The 20,203-nt window shown below is 44.0% G+C and carries 19 protein-coding genes; 12 read left to right on the top strand and 7 right to left on the bottom strand.

What is annotated here, in order from left to right; translation table 11 throughout:
• Nucleotides 1-727: 727 nt before the first annotated feature.
• From accC to cutA, 6 genes are all read right to left on the bottom strand, one after another.
• A complete protein-coding gene (accC, locus tag QVA83_RS03360; RefSeq protein WP_039228980.1) occupies nucleotides 728-2,071 on the bottom strand; it encodes an acetyl-CoA carboxylase biotin carboxylase subunit in 1,344 nt (447 codons plus the stop codon).
• Nucleotides 2,072-2,085: 14 nt separating this feature from the next.
• Nucleotides 2,086-2,550 carry an acetyl-CoA carboxylase biotin carboxyl carrier protein gene (accB, locus tag QVA83_RS03355; RefSeq protein ID WP_014951276.1) on the bottom strand — a complete coding sequence of 155 codons (465 nt, stop codon included), beginning with the start codon at nucleotides 2,548-2,550 and terminating at the stop codon, nucleotides 2,086-2,088.
• A 14-nt stretch (nucleotides 2,551-2,564) separates the two neighbouring features.
• Nucleotides 2,565-3,005 carry a type II 3-dehydroquinate dehydratase gene (aroQ, locus tag QVA83_RS03350; protein ID WP_014951275.1) on the bottom strand — a complete coding sequence of 147 codons (441 nt, stop codon included), beginning with the start codon at nucleotides 3,003-3,005 and terminating at the stop codon, nucleotides 2,565-2,567.
• Nucleotides 3,006-3,308: 303 nt separating this feature from the next.
• Nucleotides 3,309-4,118 (bottom strand): M23 family metallopeptidase, encoded by an 810-nt coding sequence (locus QVA83_RS03345; RefSeq protein ID WP_069945190.1) that lies wholly within the window; start codon nucleotides 4,116-4,118, stop codon nucleotides 3,309-3,311.
• A 115-nt stretch (nucleotides 4,119-4,233) separates the two neighbouring features.
• Nucleotides 4,234-6,120, bottom strand: a complete 1,887-nt coding sequence (locus QVA83_RS03340; protein ID WP_069945266.1) for a protein-disulfide reductase DsbD — start codon at nucleotides 6,118-6,120, stop codon at nucleotides 4,234-4,236.
• 63 nt (nucleotides 6,121-6,183) lie between these two features.
• Nucleotides 6,184-6,498, bottom strand: a complete 315-nt coding sequence (gene cutA, locus QVA83_RS03335) for a divalent-cation tolerance protein CutA (protein ID WP_014951272.1) — start codon at nucleotides 6,496-6,498, stop codon at nucleotides 6,184-6,186.
• A 214-nt stretch (nucleotides 6,499-6,712) separates the two neighbouring features.
• Here cutA and QVA83_RS03330 point away from each other — a divergent pair, with 214 nt between their 5' ends.
• The 12 genes from QVA83_RS03330 (at nucleotide 6,713) to QVA83_RS03275 (ending at nucleotide 18,228) form a co-directional block, all read left to right on the top strand.
• Nucleotides 6,713-7,237 carry an FxsA family protein gene (locus QVA83_RS03330; RefSeq protein ID WP_287498131.1) on the top strand — a complete coding sequence of 175 codons (525 nt, stop codon included), beginning with the start codon at nucleotides 6,713-6,715 and terminating at the stop codon, nucleotides 7,235-7,237.
• Nucleotides 7,238-7,514: 277 nt separating this feature from the next.
• Nucleotides 7,515-7,805 carry a co-chaperone GroES gene (locus QVA83_RS03325; protein WP_012520088.1) on the top strand — a complete coding sequence of 97 codons (291 nt, stop codon included), beginning with the start codon at nucleotides 7,515-7,517 and terminating at the stop codon, nucleotides 7,803-7,805.
• Between the two features lie 40 nt (nucleotides 7,806-7,845).
• Entirely contained in the window at nucleotides 7,846-9,483 is a 1,638-nt protein-coding gene (gene groL / locus QVA83_RS03320) for a chaperonin GroEL (protein WP_014951270.1), read from the top strand.
• A 477-nt stretch (nucleotides 9,484-9,960) separates the two neighbouring features.
• On the top strand, nucleotides 9,961-10,884 hold the full coding sequence (locus QVA83_RS03315) for an HNH endonuclease (RefSeq protein WP_069945189.1): 924 nt from the start codon (nucleotides 9,961-9,963) through the stop codon (nucleotides 10,882-10,884).
• Between the two features lie 104 nt (nucleotides 10,885-10,988).
• Nucleotides 10,989-11,564 carry a recombinase family protein gene (locus QVA83_RS03310; protein ID WP_278711733.1) on the top strand — a complete coding sequence of 192 codons (576 nt, stop codon included), beginning with the start codon at nucleotides 10,989-10,991 and terminating at the stop codon, nucleotides 11,562-11,564.
• A 395-nt stretch (nucleotides 11,565-11,959) separates the two neighbouring features.
• Complete coding sequence (locus tag QVA83_RS03305; protein WP_069945187.1) at nucleotides 11,960-13,012, top strand: ParB N-terminal domain-containing protein; 1,053 nt, start codon at nucleotides 11,960-11,962, stop codon at nucleotides 13,010-13,012.
• Between the two features lie 68 nt (nucleotides 13,013-13,080).
• Nucleotides 13,081-14,010, top strand: coding sequence for a hypothetical protein (locus tag QVA83_RS03300; protein WP_069945186.1), 930 nt, complete (start codon nucleotides 13,081-13,083; stop codon nucleotides 14,008-14,010).
• 33 nt (nucleotides 14,011-14,043) lie between these two features.
• Nucleotides 14,044-14,334 carry a hypothetical protein gene (locus tag QVA83_RS03295; RefSeq protein ID WP_069945185.1) on the top strand — a complete coding sequence of 97 codons (291 nt, stop codon included), beginning with the start codon at nucleotides 14,044-14,046 and terminating at the stop codon, nucleotides 14,332-14,334.
• A 392-nt stretch (nucleotides 14,335-14,726) separates the two neighbouring features.
• Nucleotides 14,727-14,909: a hypothetical protein gene (locus QVA83_RS03290; protein WP_139125445.1), complete on the top strand. Its 183-nt coding sequence runs from the start codon at nucleotides 14,727-14,729 to the stop codon at nucleotides 14,907-14,909.
• Nucleotides 14,900-15,151, top strand: a complete 252-nt coding sequence (locus QVA83_RS03285; RefSeq protein WP_069949005.1) for a hypothetical protein — start codon at nucleotides 14,900-14,902, stop codon at nucleotides 15,149-15,151. Before QVA83_RS03290 ends, QVA83_RS03285 begins: the two co-directional genes overlap by 10 nt.
• Before the next feature lie 206 nt (nucleotides 15,152-15,357).
• Complete coding sequence (locus tag QVA83_RS03280) at nucleotides 15,358-16,356, top strand: phage major capsid protein (protein ID WP_069945184.1); 999 nt, start codon at nucleotides 15,358-15,360, stop codon at nucleotides 16,354-16,356.
• 99 nt (nucleotides 16,357-16,455) lie between these two features.
• Entirely contained in the window at nucleotides 16,456-18,228 is a 1,773-nt protein-coding gene (locus tag QVA83_RS03275; protein ID WP_069945183.1) for a DUF262 domain-containing protein, read from the top strand.
• 65 nt (nucleotides 18,229-18,293) lie between these two features.
• On the opposite strand, the gene QVA83_RS03270 is transcribed toward QVA83_RS03275, so the two are convergent.
• Nucleotides 18,294-19,496, bottom strand: coding sequence for a site-specific integrase (locus tag QVA83_RS03270; RefSeq protein WP_069945182.1), 1,203 nt, complete (start codon nucleotides 19,494-19,496; stop codon nucleotides 18,294-18,296).
• Nucleotides 19,497-20,203 lie beyond the last annotated feature (707 nt).

Raw genomic sequence — 20,203 nt, 5'->3', positions numbered from 1 at the left:
TGTTAGGCGTGCCTTTATGGCATTCACCGCAGGATGCGAAGTTTTATCAAAATAAAGATTATTTCAGGCCGTTACGACAAGGGGCTAAGCCAACTAAACAGCTGCCGCTGTGGGTGTAATACCAATCCGCATAGATAATTGCCCACTCAGAAGGCGCTGGCAAGTTTCCTAGCAAAGCGTGGGAATGCAGGAATGGCTGTTCCCTTTCAAATTCCCAGAATGAAGCTAGAAGCTTGCCAGACCTTCCCGAAGGGCGAGTTTAAAATGTCCGTACTCTTTGTTGTGTCACCTTGATGTAGAACCACTATACCTGCGGTAACACGCCGCGATTACAAACATTTTAAATCTCGCTGAGTGGGTAATGATCTATGCAGACTGGTATTACTTAGCGCAACGAATAGCGGTTTAAGGAAAAAAATACAAAAAAAGCCGGCAGGGATGCCGGCAATAAGTGGAGTGGGACTCCAATGAGGGTAAAACACACAAAAGCATTAAAACTCAGGGAGATGTCTTAAAACTTGTATGCAGTATAGAACCAAGTTTTAAATAGGAAAATCGTTAAAAATTGATTGTAGTAATCGGAAAATTAGAATGTGCTGAATAGCGAATAGCGAATAGCGAATAGCGAATAGCGAATAGCGAATAGCGAATAGCGAATAGCGAATAGCGAGTAGCGAAGAAAGAAAATTGGGCTACACAAAAAACAGCGTGTAGCCCAAAGGGGGGATTAGGCTAAGCCTAGCTTCTTCTCTAGGTAGTGGATGTTGGTTCCACCCGCGAAGAAGTTTTCATCGGCCATAATGGCGCGCTGAAGAGGGATATTCGTTTTAATTCCTTCAACCACAATCTCTTCAAGGGCGTGGCGCATACGAGCAATCGCTTCGTCGCGGCTTTCACCATAAGTGATAAGCTTACCAATCATTGAGTCGTAGTAAGGAGGCACGTGGTAGCCCGCGTAAATATGCGACTCCCAACGAATACCTAAACCACCTGGCGCATGGAACATATCAATAGGACCAGGGCTAGGAATAAAGGTTTGTGGATCTTCAGCGTTAATTCGACATTCAATAGCGTGGCCACGAATTTGAATTTGCGACTGATCAATTGACAGTGGCTGACCAGCTGCAATGCGAAGCTGCTCTTTAATAAGGTCAACGCCTGTGATCATTTCAGATACAGGGTGCTCTACCTGAATACGGGTATTCATTTCAATGAAATAGAATTCACCGTTTTCATATAGGAACTCGAAAGTACCTGCTCCGCGGTAGCCAATTTCAATACAGGCTTTGCGGCAGCGATCGCCAATCTTGGTGCGCATTTGCTCAGAAATACCCGGTGCAGGCGCTTCTTCAACCACTTTTTGGTGGCGACGTTGCATTGAACAGTCACGCTCACCTAAGTGAATGGCGTTACCTTGGCCATCGGCTAATACCTGAATTTCAACGTGACGTGGGTTCTCAAGGAATTTTTCCATGTAAACTGTTGAATTACCAAATGCAGCGCCAGCTTCTGCTTGCGTTGTTTCAATGGCTTTAATCAACTCAGCTTCGCTGCGCACCACGCGCATACCACGACCACCGCCGCCGCCCGCAGCTTTAACGATGATTGGGTAACCAATGCGCTTAGCAATGGCTTTGTTGCGCTCTACGTCGTCAGTTAGCGGGCCGTCAGAACCGGGTACACACGGTACGCCTGCTTTTTTCATGGCGTTGATAGCAGAAACTTTGTCACCCATAAGGTTGATAGTTTCAGCTTTAGGGCCAATGAAAATAAAGCCGCTTTTTTCTACCGCTTCAGCAAAGTCTGCGTTTTCCGCTAGGAAACCGTAACCTGGGTGAATAGCAATAGAGTTAGTGACTTCTGCAGCAGCAATAATGCGAGGAATGTTCAGGTAGCTTTCGGTTGCTGATGCTTTACCAATACAAATTGATTCGTCAGCCAGCAACACGTGCTTCAAGTTTTTATCCGCAGTAGAGTGCACTGCTACGGTTTTGATGCCTAGTTCTTTACAGGCTCTCAAAATACGCAGGGCAATCTCACCACGGTTAGCAATAAGTACTTTATCTAGCATAGTTAAGCACTCGCTTATTCGATGATGAACATTGGCTGGTCAAATTCTACAGGGTCTTGGTTTTCAACCAAGATTGCCTTAACCACACCGGCTTTATCTGCTTCAATTTGGTTCATCATCTTCATTGCTTCAACGATACAAAGCGTGTCGCCAACTTTCACTTGCTGACCCACTTCTGCAAATGCTTTTGCCGTTGGTGAAGATGCACGGTAGAACGTACCTACCATTGGAGACTTAACAACGTGACCTTCTGGCTGAGCTGGCTCTGCTGGTGCTTCAGAAGCAGTGGTAGCTGCCGCCGCTGGGGCAGGGGCCATTTGCGGTGCAGCAGGAGCTGCAAAGCTGTAGTTCATTGGCGCTTGAACACCCGTTGGGCCACGGTGGATGCGTACAGACTCTTCGCCTTCAGTGATTTCTAGCTCGGCAATGCCAGATTCTTCCACTAGTTCGATGAGTTTTTTAATCTTTCTAATATCCATGTTCTGTCTCTGCTTTATTTATGCGATTTCGGTAAGTTGATTGCTGCAGTTAGCGCGAGCGAGTAGCCCATGGCACCAAGGCCAACAATGACGCCAGCTGCAACATCAGAAAAATAGGAATGATGACGAAACGGTTCACGGGCGTGAACGTTCGACAAATGCACTTCAATAAACGGGATATTGACACTTAATAATGCATCGCGAAGGGCGACGCTGGTGTGCGTGAAGGCAGCAGGATTAATAATAATGGCATCAACAGTACCCATAGCAGCGTGCACGCGATCAATCAGTTCAAACTCAGCGTTTGACTGAAAATGCGTTAAGGTCACGTTGCTTGACGCAGCCTGCGCCTGCAAATCATCTACGATGTCTTGCAAGGTTTGTGTGCCGTATTTGTCGGGTTCTCTTTGGCCTAACATATTCAGGTTAGGGCCGTTCAATAACAAAATATTCATCTAGTTTGCTGCTATCTTCGGGAAAAAGTCACGGTTATTGCCATTTCAACAAACTTTTGTGACAGTTGCACGAAAAAAAGCCAATTAATTTGCTCGTTTATTGTGTTAAATGCTGATTATAGTGATAGATAAAGATTTCGCAGCAAAATACTGGTCTAATCAGGTGTTTTCGGCGCAAAGTTTATTGGGGGGGTTGCTTGTTGGCTGCCTGTGAAACCGCAGCATGCTGCACTCTCAGAAGGCGTTAGTGGGGGATGAGATGGCAGTTTTAACGAAAAGTATCAGTATGTATTGCTATAAATGCTAAGGCGAGGCCTTAGTTAGGGCGCTGTCGAGGGAAAACGGCACACTCACGTACTTACCATGGAATTTGGCTACATATATGCCAAAGTGAAGGTGGGGTAAGGAAGAAAACCCCGTATTGCCGGTATAACCGATAAGCTGCCCGCGCTTTACAGTTTGCCCTCTTGTTACTACAACACCTTTATATTTCAGGTGGTAGTATTCGCCGGTGGTTCCGTCGCTATGAAGAATAACAACGTAGTTAGCGTATTTTGCAAACTTCGGCGTTGGCCCGCCTTTCGTGCCGTCATCTTTCGTGTCGATCACTACGCCTTCCCGGGCGGCTAAAATAGGTGTACCTACAGGCGCGGCAAAATCGAGAGCATACCTTGACGCACCAGAATGACTAAAATTGCCGTTAAAGCCTTGAACAATACGGTATTTGCTAGCTGGCTGTAGCGGTGGCAGATACGTATAGGCGTTGTCGTGTATCGCGTCTACGCGCCCCACCGTCCATTTAACGCGCAAAGATGCCCAGAATGCGTCGGCATTTTTTACTACGCCAAGGGGCACTTGGTCATTGGTATCTAAAAATGCGTTAACGTGGGCTTTCGATTTAAGCTCCCCATTGCCGGTGGGAATGTCTTGCATAACATTGGAATACAGAGTTAGCGCTACGGGCAATTCTACTTTTCTCTGTACTGAGACTAAATAAAGAGAAGAAGACGAAGGCGTAAGCTCAAAACAAAAGCGTTTGTTATCAAAGCACCCCGTGGTTTTCGCCGTTATTGATAGGGAAAAAGTGAGCGAAATAAAAAAGAAGGCCAGCATTGAAGCCACCCTTCTTTTCTGAAACCCGTTTCTACCCAAGATAAAGAGAGCAGCGCTTCGCACCGCTCGCCATACTCGCCATATGAGAAGAGGAAAGTCCTCGAATCGACGCGCCTTAGTCCAAGCGACCACTTTGACCGTCATTAGTGTTAGACCCATTGTTAAGCCACTCGTTTACGTGACCGGCAAAGGCGTCTGCTTTCATAAACCCGGTGACACGGGCTTTGGTTAGCTCGTCGCCGTTTTCGTCAAAGAACAAAATGGTAGGCAGGCCTAGCACAGTAAAGGTGTCAAAAATCTCCTGACGTTCTGGTGTGTTATCGGTAAGATCCATCTGCATCCATACCGTATTGCTAAGTGCAGATACCACTTTCTTGTCAGGGAACGTGTACTTCTCGAACTCCTTACAGGCTACGCACCAGTCGGCGTACAAATCGACCATCACGGTTTTACCTTGTGCGTTAGCCGCCGCTATTTTATTACGTAAGTCTGCCAAGTCTCGCGCAACAACAAAGTCTGGGTGCCCTGCGTGAACACCATCAGAGTGCTCGCCCCAAAGCCCTGTGTTTAGCCCTGCTTGATAAGTAAGGCCAGCACTTCCCATAATGCCTATTGCCACCACAACAGCACGTACAAGTTTCATCAGTGAGTTTTTGCTGGCGCGATTGAGTACCCAGTAGTAACCGAATAAACCGAAGCCAAGCAATCCCCATAGGAAGCCAGTGGCTGGGCTATTATATAAACGCTCAATAAACACAATGGCCACGGCAAGCATCATAAAGCCGAAAGTCACCTTAACCACATTCATCCAGTTACCTGCTTTAGGTAGGAGTTTTCCACCTGTCATGCCGAACAGAATAAGTGGAACGCCCATACCAATACTTAACAAGTAAAGAGAAATAAAGCCCAGTGTCATATCGCCAGTTTGGGCGATGAATAACAATATACCGGTTAGCGGGGCAGTAGTGCAGGGTGAAGCGATAAGGCCAGACAATACGCCCATAATAAACACCCCTGCGAAACTGCCGGGCGTTTGATTGTTACTCATGTGAGTGAGCTTTTCTTGATACTTTGCCGGTAGCTGAATTTCAAAGCCACCAAACAGAGCAACGGCAAGCGCCACAAATAGCACAATGAATACGCCCAGCACCACAGGGTGTTGAAGCGCAGCTTGAAACTGCGCTCCTGCCACAGCGACAACCAACCCAAGCAACGAGTAGGTAATTGCCATGCCTTGTACATAAACAAAGGTTAGCCAGAATGAATGCGATGCGGTTTTAGGCTTGCCCTGACCAATCACAATGCCCGACACAATGGGATACATAGGAAATACGCAAGGGGTAAAGGCTAAGCCTACGCCTAGTGCAAAAAATAGAGCTAAAGTGAGCGCAAGGTTATCTTTATCAATTAGCCTTTGCGCTAAATCGAACTGCTCGCTTTGCGAAGAGGCCGCTGCGTCATTTGATTCTGAGGTCGTATCTGTATCAGCAACTGCACTGCTTCCCACTTCGTTTAAATACACGACTTTCACTGTCGGCGGGTAGCAAAGCCCTGCATCAGCGCAGCCTTGATAGCGAATTTTAACTACGCCGTCACTGCTCGCTGATTCAATGGGCAAAGTAATAGATACGCCGTTGTAAAACACTTCAGACTCGCCAAAGAACTCATCCTGAATCATTACCCCATTTGGGTACTCAGGCTCGCCAATTTCGGCTTGTTTCGCCACAAACTTAAACTGCTTTAGGTACAGATAATAGCCGTCGGCAATATCGAAGCTTACCGTAAGCACATCGCCTTTTTGGTTAAAATCGAACGCAAACGCTTGGTCTACATCTAAAAATTGGGGTTCATCCACGAACGGATCGTCAAAGGCATTGGGCACCTGAGCCAAGGCGAACGTGCTTAATAACGTCATTAAACAAAATGCTGAAAGTACATAAGCGCTAAAGCGACGAAACAGTGAAGCTGATGCAGTGCCTGATGGAAAAGGAGGTAAAGTCATAAAGTTACAGTTCATTTTTATCTATTTTGCGTTGTCGTTATTTTTATTAGAATTACGTTTTAACTAGCGCTGTAGCGTGGTTTGTAACCACTGACCGTAAGCGCTGCTAGCCTCAGCATTAAGTTCTAACCATTCAGGGACATCGTACGGATGTAGTTCGCTTACTCTATCGAAGGCCTGTAAAACGTGTTGTGTGTTCGTTTTAATAAGCAGTTGGCATTCTGCGTCGGTTTCTACCTTCCCCTGCCACTCATAAACGGACTCTATACCCTTGATTATGTTGACGCAGGCGGCAAGCTTTTCTTCAACAAGCGTGCTGGCAATTAACTGCGCTGTCTTTTCATCGGGCGTGGTGCACAATACAAGTTTAATTGTCATGAACTTTTCCTACTTTGTTTCGCGCCTGTTACTTTGCTACTGGGTCGATATGTAATTGACCTGAAAAGTCGCACTATTCTTTCATAACTACAGTATATCACGGTCGTTATCGGTCGCTTTAAGTGGCTATTTAAGCGAAAGGGTGGGCACCTTTTCTTGTTATTACGTACAAAGACCCTATTACAGGTTATGAATACATGAAAGAGGAAGCATTTTGCGGGTTTTATTTATACTGTTTGCCCTATTACCTATTTTAGAGATTGCGTTGCTAATTAATGTAGGCAGCGTAATTGGTGGTTGGAATACCGTTGGCTTGGTACTTCTTTCTGCCTTTATTGGTGCTTATTTTGTTAAGCGCGAAGGTGTGAGTACGCTGCAAACGGCACAAGAAAAAATGCAGCGAAATGAAGTGCCAGGAAAAGAACTAGTTGAAGGCTTGATGCTGGTGGTTGCGGGTGTTTTACTTGTGACGCCAGGCTTTATTACCGATATTTTCGGCTTCTTATTGGCAATGCCAGGCTCTCGTCACTTCTTTGCTGCTCAGGTCAGTAAGCACATGAAAATGCGTGTTGTCGCTCCGGGTATGGGGCCGGGAGCTTCAGGCTTCGGACAGGGTCAGTCACCGTTTGGGCAAAGTCCTTTCGATGAGCGTTCACGCTCACATAATAGCGATGGTGATGTGTTTGAAGGTGAGTACACCGATCACACCACTAACGACCCAGATAAGCGCTTAAAATAGCGAGCCCCAACGCCCTCTCCATCAGGTTATGAGCGCCGTTTACCGCGATAAACGGCGTTTACTTGCCCAATAAAAAGAAGTATTTAGCGAAAAAACCAAATTTTTTACATTTTTTTGCTTAAAAACCCTTGAAGTTATCTGGGTACTACCCCATCTATCCGTGCAGAAACGATTTTAACAGCTCAGCAATGAGCAACCTTAAACACGCGACGTTTAGATAGTCTGAATGTCGATAATTACATTCATTTGAATAGTGGAATTTTCAGGAGACTTGAAAATGGCAATTCGTCCTTTACACGACCGCGTAATCCTTAAGCGCGCAGAGCAAGAAAGCAAATCTGCAGGCGGTATCGTTCTGACTGGTTCTGCAGCAGAAAAATCTACACGCGGCGAAGTAATCGCAGTAGGTAACGGTCGCATTCTTGAGAACGGCGAAGTTAAAGCGCTAGACGTTAAAGTAGGCGACACCGTTATTTTCAACGACGGTTACGGCGTTAAAACAGAAAAGCTGGACGGTGAAGAAGTACTAATCCTAAGCGAAAGCGACATTCTAGCGATTGTTGAGTAATTACAACTAACGTTAAAACGAATTTTAGAGGAATTTAATCATGGCAGCTAAAGAAGTACGTTTTGGTGATGACGCTCGCAGCAAAATGCTAAAAGGCGTAAACACACTAGCTAACGCAGTTAAAGTAACACTAGGTCCAAAAGGCCGTAACGTTGTTCTAGACAAGTCTTTCGGTGCACCTACTATCACTAAAGATGGTGTGTCTGTAGCGAAAGAAATCGAGCTTGAAGACAAGTTTGAGAACATGGGCGCGCAGATGGTAAAAGAAGTTGCGTCTAAAGCGAATGACGAAGCAGGTGACGGTACAACTACTGCTACTGTACTTGCGCAAGCAATCGTTACTGAAGGTCTTAAGAGCGTTGCAGCGGGTATGAACCCAATGGATCTTAAGCGCGGTATCGACAAAGCAGTTGCGGCAGCAGTTGAAGAGCTTAAAGCTCTGTCTACTGACTGTGCAGACAGCAAGTCTATCGCTCAAGTAGGTACTATCTCTGCAAACTCTGATTCAGAAGTTGGCGACATCATTGCTCAGGCAATGGAAAAAGTAGGTAAAGAAGGTGTTATCACTGTAGAAGAAGGTCAGGCACTTCAAAACGAACTAGACGTTGTTGAAGGTATGCAGTTCGACCGTGGTTACCTATCTCCATACTTCATCAACAACCAAGAAAACGGTACTGTTGAACTAGACAACCCGTTCATCCTATTGGTTGATAAGAAGATTTCTAACATCCGCGAACTACTTCCTACCCTTGAAGGCGTAGCGAAAGCTGGTAAGCCGCTAATGATCATCGCTGAAGATGTTGAAGGCGAAGCGCTTGCTACACTAGTTGTTAACAACATGCGCGGTATTGTTAAAGTTGCAGCGGTTAAAGCACCAGGTTTTGGTGACCGTCGTAAAGCAATGCTTCAAGACATCGCTATCCTAACTGGCGGTACAGTAATCTCTGAAGAGATTGGTCTAGACCTTGAAAAAGTTCAGCTTGAAGACCTAGGTACTGCTAAGCGCGTAGTTATCAACAAAGACAACACAACTGTTGTTGACGGTAACGGCGACCAAGAAGCGATTGAAGGCCGTTGTGCTCAAATCAAAGGCCAAATTGAAGACTCTACGTCAGACTACGACAAAGAGAAGCTTCAAGAGCGTCTAGCTAAGCTTTCTGGCGGTGTTGCAGTAATTAAAGTTGGTGCAGCAACTGAAGTTGAAATGAAAGAGAAGAAGGACCGCGTAGAAGATGCACTACACGCAACTCGCGCAGCGGTTGAAGAAGGTGTGGTACCTGGTGGTGGTGTAGCACTAGTTCGCGCAGCAGCTAAACTTGCTGACCTTACTGGCGACAACGACGACCAAACCGTAGGTATTAAGCTTGCACTACGTGCAATGGAAGCGCCTCTACGTCAAATCTCTATCAACTCAGGTGCAGAAGCATCAGTAGTAGTTAACGAAGTGAAGAACGGCGAAGGTAATTACGGTTACAACGCAGGTAACGACACTTACGGCGACATGCTAGAGATGGGTATTCTTGACCCAACTAAAGTAACGCGCTCTGCACTACAGTTCGCATCTTCAATTGCTTCACTAATGATCACAACTGAAGCAATGGTAGCTGAACTACCTAAAGAAGACGCACCAGCAATGCCTGATATGGGCGGCATGGGCGGAATGGGCGGCATGATGTAAGAATCGCCCCGCTTCCTAGGCCCTTATAAATCAAGGGCTTACAAGCCTTCTGAGACTAACTGTGGTACGTTTTGTATCACGGTTAGTTTCACACCATTTCCTTAATCTCCTTTTACAATATTCCATCCGCTCCTCATTAGCTACCCTTAAATTTCACTCTATAAAATAAGCTCTGTAAGCGTCTCTATGATCTCGTAATGGGTCGGGTATGCCTGTGGTCTGGTCACTCTCAAAGTCTTCTCACAGATCTTCTCAGGATCTTCTGTAGGGCACAGGGGGGAGAGGGCGAGGTAATGACCCTTAGTGACGATTGCGTCGTTCCATGATCTTAAATAAAAGCGTAGTTTACTTTTCGTTCATTTTCTAAAAAGCTAACTTTTTATGATGAAAAGCCACTCTTAATAATGGCACACTGGACAGTACACAGTATTAAATAAAATCTTCATACTAGTGTTCACAAAAAAGGAGTTTTGATAGATGAACTTATATTTTCACGATGTTGGATTGAAAGGGGCTACTGCAGATTTCCCTAAAACAGTTTTTGGGGAAGTTTCAATCGATGATATCGCAGAGAGATTGCCACCACACCTTAAAGATGAGGTATTCACAACGTTAACCAAAGAGTTTCCAAACGGATTTTGTAATGCTTGGGGGGTTCCTTCCGGTGCAAAAAGCGTCATACGTAATCTTGAATGCAATGACGTTATGCTTCTAATAAAGACCACCGGCGGTGATGGTGAGATGCCTGCACTTTGCCATGTAAAAGGATTTTGGAGAGAAGAACTTCCTGTACTTTCCAGCTTTTTGTGGGGGAGCAACCATTTTCCTTATGTCTTTTTCTTTAAGACTAAAGAAATTGATCTTACATGGACTCAATTTAAGCAGGATGTTAACTACTTACCTAAGTTTAGACCTAGTGGAAACGTATATAGAGTTAAGGAAGATCGACTATCTAAGTTTGATGGTGTAGATGGCTATGTTGCACACTTGCTAGGAGGAAGCTACGCAATTGAGGTGCCAGACTACTCAACTGTTCAAGAACCAGACCCTGACACTGAATATGCAGAAGGTGAGAGAAAAGTACGTGAGAGTTATTTTTTTACTAGAAACCCTCAATTAGTTGCAGATGCCAAAAAAGCCTTTGGCTATGTGTGCCAAGCCTGTGGATTTGATTTTGAGAAGAAATATGGCGAGGTAGGAAAGAACTACATTGAGTGCCACCATAAAAACCCTCTTTCTGAGCAAAGTGATCTAACACCTTCTACGTTAGATGACGTATGCATGCTGTGCTCCAATTGTCATCGAATGATTCATAGAACTAGACCAGCAATGAGTCTAGAGCAACTCCGTCATATCTTAAGAGAAATGCGAGAAAGGATAGACCCGTGGAGTGACGTGTAGCGTCCTACTGTCAGAAACACTCTTGTGTAACTTAACACTGTCAATAACTGATTTTTTTGAGTTGTTGACATCTTTGTTGGTGGGTGTCAATATCTCTTAAGTTTTTGACATATAGAAGTTCACTTATGGAATTCGTAGGCTATGCAAGGGTGTCTACCCAGCAACAAGACCTCACACAGCAAATAGATAAGCTAGAAGCTTACGGCTGCAAGAAGATATTTAAGGGAAAGCATTCAGGTAAAGAGGCAACTAACAAAGAGGCTCTCGAAGAATTACTAAGATATGTCCGTGAAGGTGACACTGTGGTTGTCACTAAGCTGGATAGACTAGGTAGGTCTTTGTCTCAGGTACTAGTATGCCTCGACACCTTAGTGAAACGTAAAGTCAACCTCGTGACTATTGACCAAGCCATAGACACTAAAAAGACAGACGCATTAAGTAAGGCGATGGTCCAACTCCTAGGGATGTTCGCAGAGCTAGAGAGGAACTTCATCGTGACTAGGACCCAAGAAGGCAAAGCGGCTACGGGTAACTATGGTGGTCGTAAACCTAAGCTCACCAAAGAACAAGAACAAGAGATTCGTGACAAGTTGGCTAATGGAGTCAGCAAGGTCAAATTAAGTAAAGAATATGGAGTCGCAAGGGCTACCATTTTGAATATCAGTAGAAAGGACAAGTAATGGGTCATGTATGTTATACAGTGAAGTTATCACGGTATTGCCCCCTTTTTAATGACTCGTCTAGACCTCGCAGCGTAGCCTCTTTGACTGTCTGAATATCACTCGAATATACCCTGTTTTGAATAATCCCTGGCTATTAGAACAAAGTGGAAAGACATTAGGGTATGTACCTAAAGATTCCCTTAGGGACCGTTGAGGCTAGACCTACTAATAATATCAATATTAGTTACCTACCTTAAGGAGTCCCTAGGGCCTCCCCTAAGACATAGACTATTGAGTTGTAATTAGTTTGGTCATCCTCATATAGGGTCATTCGCTACGACCCACCTAGAGTCATACCTCAACTTCCTCAGGTCTCTCCCCTAAGACATAAACAAACAAGGAACACCACACACATGAACACTATTGCACTATCTAAGATTAACCTTAAGGCCCCTACTCAGTTGAGGTCATCAGGTGAAGATATGACTCACGTAGAAGACCTAGCGCATTCATTCGCTGACACTGGGTCCTTCAAGGAACTACCATGGGTAGCCCTGATTAAAGACACAAACGAATATGTACCTATTGATGGTTTCCATAGGTTAACAGCCCTTCAATGGTTAGCAGAACACGAGGACATTGAGTGTCAGGTAGACCTCGATAATGTCTCAGTAAGACTCTCTGAGTTTGACACTATGCCTGAGGCTATCGTAGCTGCTGCTGGGGTCAACGCTAATCATGGCCTTAAGCGTAAGAGTACGGATATACACAACGCTATCCAAAAACTACTTGAAGTTGACCGCATAGGTTTCTCAAAGACCAAATACACACTAGATAGAGAAGCTATCATGAAGGTGGTCAATTGTTCCTCTGCAACCTACAGGAGAGCCACTGAGGAAATCCGTAAAGAGCTTACTGATGCTCGTGACTTTGTGGTCAAACGCTTAGACTATGAAGGTATCTCTCAACGTGAGATTCAACAAAGAACAGGTGTACCCCAAAAGACTATTAGCAGGATTCTTAGTGAGTCAAAACGCTCAGTGAGCAAAATGACTCAGTCCCACGTTGATGACCTTCAGAGTCTTGATGACCAAAAGCGCCATGATGGCAAAACTAGTCATTCAGTGAACACCCTACAGGACCTCAGTGAGTCAAACCGCTCAGTGAGCAAAATGACTCATGATGAAACCCTAGATGGTCTAGGTGAGCAAAAACGGCATAGTGCCAAAATTACACAGTCAAAAAATGAACAAGGTGACCAAAAACGGCATAGTGCCAAAAACGGTCACTCAAGCAATGAACAGGTTCAAAGTGCGGATAAACGGCACGATGCCAAAACTCAGCAAGACCGTATACAGAAACGTAAGGTCAAACTCATTGAGTCTATAACACGCCAGTTGAGTTCCCTCAGTGTAGAGCAGCTCAAGAGTGTAGATGGTCATATAGCTACTGTCTCAGACTTCTAGCCTCTCTCTTCAAACGCGAGGCTACCACTAAGATATTTCTTAACGTATTCCATAGTAAGGGACAGAAAATGAACACTATTGCTTTATCTAAAATCAACCTAGACGCTCCAACTCAACTACGCGCACTGGGTGAAGATATGACTCACGTGAAGGACCTAGCATATTCATACGCTGACACTGGGACCTTCACAGAGCTACCATGGGTGGCACTGGTACAAGAGACTGGTGAGTACGTTCCTATTGATGGGTTCCACAGGCTTAACGCTATCGACTGGTTAACAAAGCAGAACGAGATACCTGTAGAGGTAGACCTAGAGAATGTAGCTATCCGTTACTCTGAATTTGAAACTATGGCTGACGCTATTGTCGCTGCTGCTGGGGTCAACGCTAACCATGGCCTTAAGCGTAAGAGTAGCGACATTCACTCGACAATCAGAAAGCTACTTGAAGTAGACCGTATGCGATTCCTTAAAGATAAGTACACGTTAGATAAAAAGGAAATCATGAGTGTGGTCAAATGCTCTTCAGCCACATACAAGAGAGCTACAGAAGAGGTTAGGGGTGAGCTTACACGTTCACGTGATTTTAGAATAACCACTTTATCAGATGAGGGCCTTACTCAAGCAGAGATTGCTAAACGGATAGGATGCGGTCAAACAACTGTAAGTGGCATTCTTAAGCGAAAAAGCTCAGTGAGCCTTTCTGCTAAACTAGTCAATGAACAACAAGAGGAGTCACATGAAGAAATCACTTCTAGCAATATCGATACAGATAGCTCTATCGAAACCACAGAAGAACAACCTTCAGTCTTAGCCCATGTAACAGAGGCAAGCGTAGCAGAATGCCCTTGGGATGACATAGAAGATGACGTAGAGGTGCAGGAAGAGGCCACAGGTCCGTCTTTTTCTGAGACTAGCGCCCAAGCGAGAATTAGGCTATTCATTGAGGACCTGTCTGAAGAAGATAAGGCTTACGCCCTGAAGCTACTAGCTGTTTAGAGGCTACTTAAAGATGTCCATAATAGAGGCCCTATGGATGACGTTAAGACTCAAGAGGAAGCCACAGGACAGTCTTTTTCTTTAGGTGGCAAAAAACGGCATAATGCCAAAAATAGCCAGTCAGAAAATGAACAAAATGTTCCAAAAGCGCATAATGCGGAAATGAAACAGCCAAGAAATGAACAAAGTGTACCAAAACGCTCAGTGAGCAAAATGGTACAGTTAGACACCTTCATGAATACTAATCAAATAGACCTCTTATCGAACTTATCAGATGGTCAAGAGGCCATTACCCCAGCGTACTTCTCAGAACGGTCACCCTAATGCTTATCCCCTGACTACAGGAAGAAAGAAGCAACTTTTGTACTTCATGGTCACAACAGGAATCACTTAACAGCCTAATGACCCCCTAAAGAATCAAGGCTGTCTTTTCCCTTCCACAATAATCGAATTTTAGAGTGGTCTATTGAACGAATGGTAAAGACACAACCCACATCACGCTATGCAACGTAGCCCTGTGTCTATCGTCAATGGAGGTCACTAGTAAGAGCTATGGGGGCCTATATCTCTTCTGGGGTGTAGCTACCCTTCACGGCCTCCATAGTTTCCCTTAATGGGAAAGCTTTCAATTTCATCTATTCAAAGATACCCAGCGAAGTCCTAGTGACTATGGCGTTGGGTCTTTTTTACATAACCGTTATACAAGGATTAACCCAATGAGTACCAACTCAAAGAAACCACAACGAACCTCAGTGGCGCTCACTCGTGACGAGTATGAGGTCATTGACGTAGCAAGGGCACACTTTAATTCAACTCATGGTGTGAGTGTCTCTCGTACTTCATTCATTACCAGTTTAGCCACTAAGTACAACAGGGAGAACAATCTGCTATGTCATTGAGGTCCATTCTTAAACCTAAACAGGTCACTAAATCTGAGGTCTGTGAGGCCCCTGTAGACACTACGCTCCCTTCTCGCTCTCGTATTGCTTTCATCGAGTTAAACGATGGCAGACGTATTGGTCTAGGTCGTAGCTTTGAATCTAACAAGAACTTACTGACGAGTTCCTACGGCATGACTGAAGAGTCAGCCACTCAGTTTGCTCTAGACATCAATAGGGTCTTTCACTCAGGAGCTAAGTAGCTCTATATGGATCTGTATGATCCTCAGGGAAGACTTCAGAACTCTCACATACATTCACCTTAGTTAAGCTATAAGAACCGCTCACAGATCCCCTCTGGGCCTTAAAGCTACAACTCATTTAATTCGATCACATACAAACACGCTAGGACTCCCTTTGTTGATTCATTGGGTGTGTCTTCGTGTGTCTATTCATAAGGAAATACCACATGAAAAAACAACAATCACAGAAAAACAGTAAACCTCTTAGCTTTGCTGAACTTCAAGTTCTACATGGTGAAGAGCTATCAACAAAAATCATAGACAGAGCCACTCCCTCACACGCTCTTCTAGATGAAATTGACCGTATTGATGTCGAGTCTACAGAGCATAGAGAGCTGGTCGTAACAAGCCGTATCAAAGCGGCCCTAACGGGTGAGCATGGGTCAATAGACTCAAACGTAAGTTTGACTGAAGGTCACCGCTACGCAAGCGTTAAGAGCCTATTTGGCAAGGTCTACGCACAGACACTAATAACTGACGAGATTGTTTCTGACGCTCACATAGACATTAAAGAAGAGTTCATACGGCTAGCCAGTGATGACTTCCTCAATGTACTCGTAGAGCAATTACTATATGGTGATGAGTCCAGAGCCAACGGTATTCAGCGTCTACGTGGTGTGTTAGATGCGCGTATAGACAAAGCTAACGGCTTCTCAGAGGCCTTCAAGGATGATGATGAGCGACACCAAGACTTCTATAAGGTCATCAAGACAGGCTCTAGCGGCTCATTTGGGGCCAACGCTGCGGCTATCAAAGCTCACTTCTCAGCGGTCAAGAAGTCACTCCCTAGCAAGTACAAGCGTAATGCCAAGTGGTACATGAACGCTGACACCTTTGAAGAACTAGAACTGGTAGCAGACTCAACAGGTCAGTCACTACTAATTCGCTGGGGCCGCTCTGTTTATGGTGGTGAAGAGACATTCCTGATGCTAGGTCATCCTATCGTTATCATTGACCAGATGAACCCTAGCGAGGCCAACGGCACTCCTGTAATGTTTGGTGACCTTCGCGCTGCTATCAAGGTGTTAGACCTTAAGGGCGAAGGGTCATACTTCACGACTGATAAGGTGACCGTGAAGGGAGCCACAATCGCTTACATTGATAGCCGTTACGGTGAAATCATACAAGCCAATGATGCGCTTAGAGTGTCGTTACAGGCTTCTTAGTGTTCGCATCTCATGTTACTCGAAGTAATCTTTAAATAAGTTCTTTATTAATCTATTCATATTGAGTAGCTTATGTGTGTTTCTAAAAAAGGACTTAATATGATCGAACTCAGCTCTCAACCTATGTCTATACAGTCAATTTACTCTCTCTACAGGGAAGGTAAGTTGATCGTTAACAGGCGCTACCAACGAAAACTCGTATGGACACTTATTGAAAAACAAAAATTGATTGATTCAATTCTGAATAGATATCCAATACCTGCAATTCTGATAGCTGAGATTGAGGATAAGAAGGGGCACTTCGAAATAATAGATGGCCTACAAAGACTACATGCTTTGATGTCATTCATTGAATTAGCTTTCAAAACGACTGACGAGCAATTTTTCAATCTAGATTATTTTACAACTGCGAAAAACTATAGAGATGAAGGGGCTTTCAAAACTGAAGAAATGACTGATCAAAAGCTTCTTGATAGCAAGCAGGTAAGTTCTATTTTAGATTATATGGTCGCTATGTCGACGATGAGAAATGTTACAGAAGCCCAAGTCAACGATGTTTTCGACAGAATTAATACATATGGGCATCGCCTTAGTGATCAGGAGAGAAGACAAGCAGGGATAAAGAATGAGTTCTCAGATTTAGTCAGAACGATTGCTTGCAAACTGCGTGGTGATGTTTCTGATGAAGTTATGGAATTAATTAAAATGCCCTCAGTAAGCGTCGATTTACCGTTGAATAAACATGGATATGGTGTTTCTGCTGAGGAGGTTTTCTGGGTAAAAGAGGGTATTTTAAGGTCAGTTGATCTTCGTGACAGCCTAGACGAGCAGTGTATAGCTGATATTATTGCTTGTATAGTTGGAAGTAAAATGATCAGTCGCTCCAAAGAAGCACTAGACAATATCTACACTGAAAGTTCAGAAGAGTTCAATCGGGTAGAAGCTGCATTAGAAGTCTATGGAGCAGAAAAATTGATTGATGAATTTAGCTTCTGCGTTGACGAAATCCAGAAATCGTCGTCGCAGAAAAAGCTCAAAGAAATCGTTTACAAAAAGAAGAGTTCCAATCCCTTCCCTGCAACTTTCGCGGTAATTTTTTTAGCATTCCATGACCTTTTAATAAAATCAAAAAAAGTAATTTCTGATTATGCTGGTGTGGAATCAGCGCTAGAAAATCTTTCTGAAAGAATAAAAACTACTAAAGATGCAGGATCTCCGGATGAACGGGACAAAAACGTACGTTCTATTAAAGCTCAGATAGAACCATTTTTCGTTGATACGAAAGATCTAAAGCATGTATACGGTCAACACAGCACTCTTGATGTCAATGAACTATTGAGACGTTCAGAAATAGAGCTTGCTGATTATGAATTGAAGCAAGGAATTATGACACTCGCTTCAAGTCAAAGAGCAATAGATGAAAATGCAGTAAAGAAAATAATTAATTCCATTTGCGCGCTTGCTAACAATGGTCCAAATAGAGTAGGTAAATTGCTGATAGGTATTGCTGACGAAGAAAGAGATGCAAATAGAGTACAGCAGCTAGATAACGTGACCCCTATAAAAGTAGGTAAAAAACACGTTGTTGGAGTGAAACGGGAAGCCACTTTACTAGGGAAGAGCGTTGAACAGTACTTGGCTTTGTGGAGGGGAAGAATTCGAGATTCAGAGTTAAGCGAGAGCTTGAAAACTAATGTACTTTCTCACATGGATTACCATGATTATTATGGACTAGGCGTAATCATCGTTACTGTCATACCACAAAATCAAGAGTCTTATGTTGGTAAAAAATCTTATTGGCGTGACGGTGATGAAACTAAGGAAATAACAGACTTTCAACAGCATGGTGTGATTTGTGCTCGCTTTAAGTAACGCAAAGTCTTGCAAATAAGTCACAATGAAGAGCTGATTGGGGCGTTTGCCCCAAAACTTCTTTTTTATAAGTACCATTCCTTCTCAATCTGACTAGCTACTTTATCAACGGTAGCCTTCAGCCGTTTAACATCGTGACGGGCATAATGACCAAAACTCATAGTAGTCCCCGTCTTGTGTCCAGCAACGTAAGCCACGTCAAACTCAGTAAGATTATCAGCACGTTGACCAGCGGTAATGAAGTGATTACGTAAAGAGTGAAACGACCTAGTTGAGTCATCCGTGATCTTATCGACTTTGAACTTGGAGAATGTCCTCCCTGCTGATTTATGATCTAAACGCAAGGGCAGTTCAATGTCGTTTAATTGGTCCGCTAAGGGAATGTAACGAGGTGCACTTTTAGTTTTACCTTTATGGACCACTAAACACCTAATACCTTCAATGACCTCTACTTCAGCTCTACAAAGTTCACTAATACGAGCACCTGTGAATAGAGCTAACTTGGTCAATGGTTTAACACTGTCAGGGCATTCATTAAGAACCTTGTTCAGTTGGTCCTTACTAAATAGCTGTTTTCGCTGAGACTCCCCTTTCTTGTAAGGGCTAAGGTCGTGGTCCTCAAAGGGACTTTGCTTCAACGCTATCTCTCCCAATTGAAACGCATGGACCCAGATGGATTTAAGTCTAGAAAGGTGCGCTGCAATTGTCCCATGGGCGTACTCATCACCAAGGTGTTCTATGTAAGCCACAACGGTCTTCTTGTGGACTTCTGTTAGGGCCATGTCATTGACTCCAACGAAAGTAAGGAACCTATCTAACGCGCTTTGTAGCTTCTGCTTAGTATCATCAGATAGCTTTGTTTTACGTCCTAGAAGGCTCTGTAAGGCTTCCTTTGCGGTATATGAATAGACATGGTTAGTGTCCTTATAAGCCACTTCTCTATAAGCTGCGTGAGCGATAGGCTCTCGTGGGAAGAAGTCATCATATGTGAGATTAGAGCTACGGTCTTTGATGGCCCCCGCGTACTCTTTTGCAACTGTCAGGTGACGTTTAAACTCCTCGCGCTCTGGGCTAATAGTTCCTTGCATCTGGTTTGCTAGGTGCCCGTTAAACTTGTCACGTTTAAGTCTTGCTACCTTCACGCTACTCGTCTGGAGACTGAAAGTTATATGACTTCCTTTGTATAAGTGAGCTATCGCGCTAGGGACTCTTCTAGAGTATACCCATGTGTCGTGATGCTTCTTAATGTGCTTATTTTGTGCGTTCATATTGTTCCCCTATTAATTGGAAGTAATAAGGAATGTGTCACGCTATGTAGCTTCTACATCCCTAATAGTAAGGGATTAAGGGAATCGTGGGTATTTAGGGCACTTTGATGTAATCATCCCCCTAAGCTTAACGCTTAAAAGAAAGGCGCTGCTCATAGAGCAGCGCTTTTTTTCGGTCTAAATACACCTTTGAATGCCTTTCCATTTATCGCAGCTAAATGAGAGTTACCGCATTTTTCCTAAAATAAAAGCCTCTTTGATATCCATATTTTAGGTAACAATTATTTATCATTTGTACGTTTTAAAGCGCTAGCGCATTGAAATTAATTTATCCTACTGTCTCGTTTGCCTTGTCATGTAGCCAATTTTCGAGGTTTTTATCTTTTCTTGCACCGAACAAGTGGCATGTTAAAAACTTGTATTCACAGGTGGTTTTTATTACTACATAACCGCATCATTACGCCTTTTACGCCTATTGAATTAACCCTAATAAGCCTTTAACCTGCCACGCCTGCTTCATCTTTGAAGTAGGTAACTAGTGCATTTTTTATAAGGCATACTACCCACTATGGCACCACGTTCTTTCGTTTTTTTAGACGAACTGAATTCTTCGATTAGACCCGCAATAAACTACACCAGTGGTGTAGGCGCTATGCTGTGGTTGGCTAATCTGGCGTTATTGCTGAACCTGTCTCATAAACACAACT

The organism is Alteromonas sp. AO-Serp (assembly GCF_017849675.1).
Lineage (GTDB): Bacteria > Pseudomonadota > Gammaproteobacteria > Enterobacterales > Alteromonadaceae > Alteromonas > Alteromonas macleodii.
The sequence above is the reverse complement of the archived record's forward strand: the minus strand, read 5'-3'. Positions and strand labels throughout refer to the sequence as shown.

Coding starts and splice junctions, on each gene's coding strand:
- aroQ (WP_014951275.1), bottom strand. CDS start 3,005: ATGAATATTTTGTTATTGAACGGCCCTAACCTGAATATGTTAGGCCAA.
- QVA83_RS03300 (WP_069945186.1), top strand. CDS start 13,081: ATGAACACTATTGCTTTATCTAAAATCAACCTAGACGCTCCAACTCAA.
- QVA83_RS03285 (WP_069949005.1), top strand. CDS start 14,900: ATGTCATTGAGGTCCATTCTTAAACCTAAACAGGTCACTAAATCTGAG.
- cutA (WP_014951272.1), bottom strand. CDS start 6,498: ATGACAATTAAACTTGTATTGTGCACCACGCCCGATGAAAAGACAGCG.
- QVA83_RS03345 (WP_069945190.1), bottom strand. CDS start 4,118: ATGCTGGCCTTCTTTTTTATTTCGCTCACTTTTTCCCTATCAATAACG.
- QVA83_RS03290 (WP_139125445.1), top strand. CDS start 14,727: ATGAGTACCAACTCAAAGAAACCACAACGAACCTCAGTGGCGCTCACT.
- QVA83_RS03315 (WP_069945189.1), top strand. CDS start 9,961: ATGAACTTATATTTTCACGATGTTGGATTGAAAGGGGCTACTGCAGAT.
- QVA83_RS03340 (WP_069945266.1), bottom strand. CDS start 6,120: ATGACTTTACCTCCTTTTCCATCAGGCACTGCATCAGCTTCACTGTTT.
- QVA83_RS03280 (WP_069945184.1), top strand. CDS start 15,358: ATGAAAAAACAACAATCACAGAAAAACAGTAAACCTCTTAGCTTTGCT.
- accB (WP_014951276.1), bottom strand. CDS start 2,550: ATGGATATTAGAAAGATTAAAAAACTCATCGAACTAGTGGAAGAATCT.
- groL (WP_014951270.1), top strand. CDS start 7,846: ATGGCAGCTAAAGAAGTACGTTTTGGTGATGACGCTCGCAGCAAAATG.
- QVA83_RS03275 (WP_069945183.1), top strand. CDS start 16,456: ATGATCGAACTCAGCTCTCAACCTATGTCTATACAGTCAATTTACTCT.
- accC (WP_039228980.1), bottom strand. CDS start 2,071: ATGCTAGATAAAGTACTTATTGCTAACCGTGGTGAGATTGCCCTGCGT.
- QVA83_RS03270 (WP_069945182.1), bottom strand. CDS start 19,496: ATGAACGCACAAAATAAGCACATTAAGAAGCATCACGACACATGGGTA.
- QVA83_RS03325 (WP_012520088.1), top strand. CDS start 7,515: ATGGCAATTCGTCCTTTACACGACCGCGTAATCCTTAAGCGCGCAGAG.
- QVA83_RS03305 (WP_069945187.1), top strand. CDS start 11,960: ATGAACACTATTGCACTATCTAAGATTAACCTTAAGGCCCCTACTCAG.
- QVA83_RS03295 (WP_069945185.1), top strand. CDS start 14,044: ATGGATGACGTTAAGACTCAAGAGGAAGCCACAGGACAGTCTTTTTCT.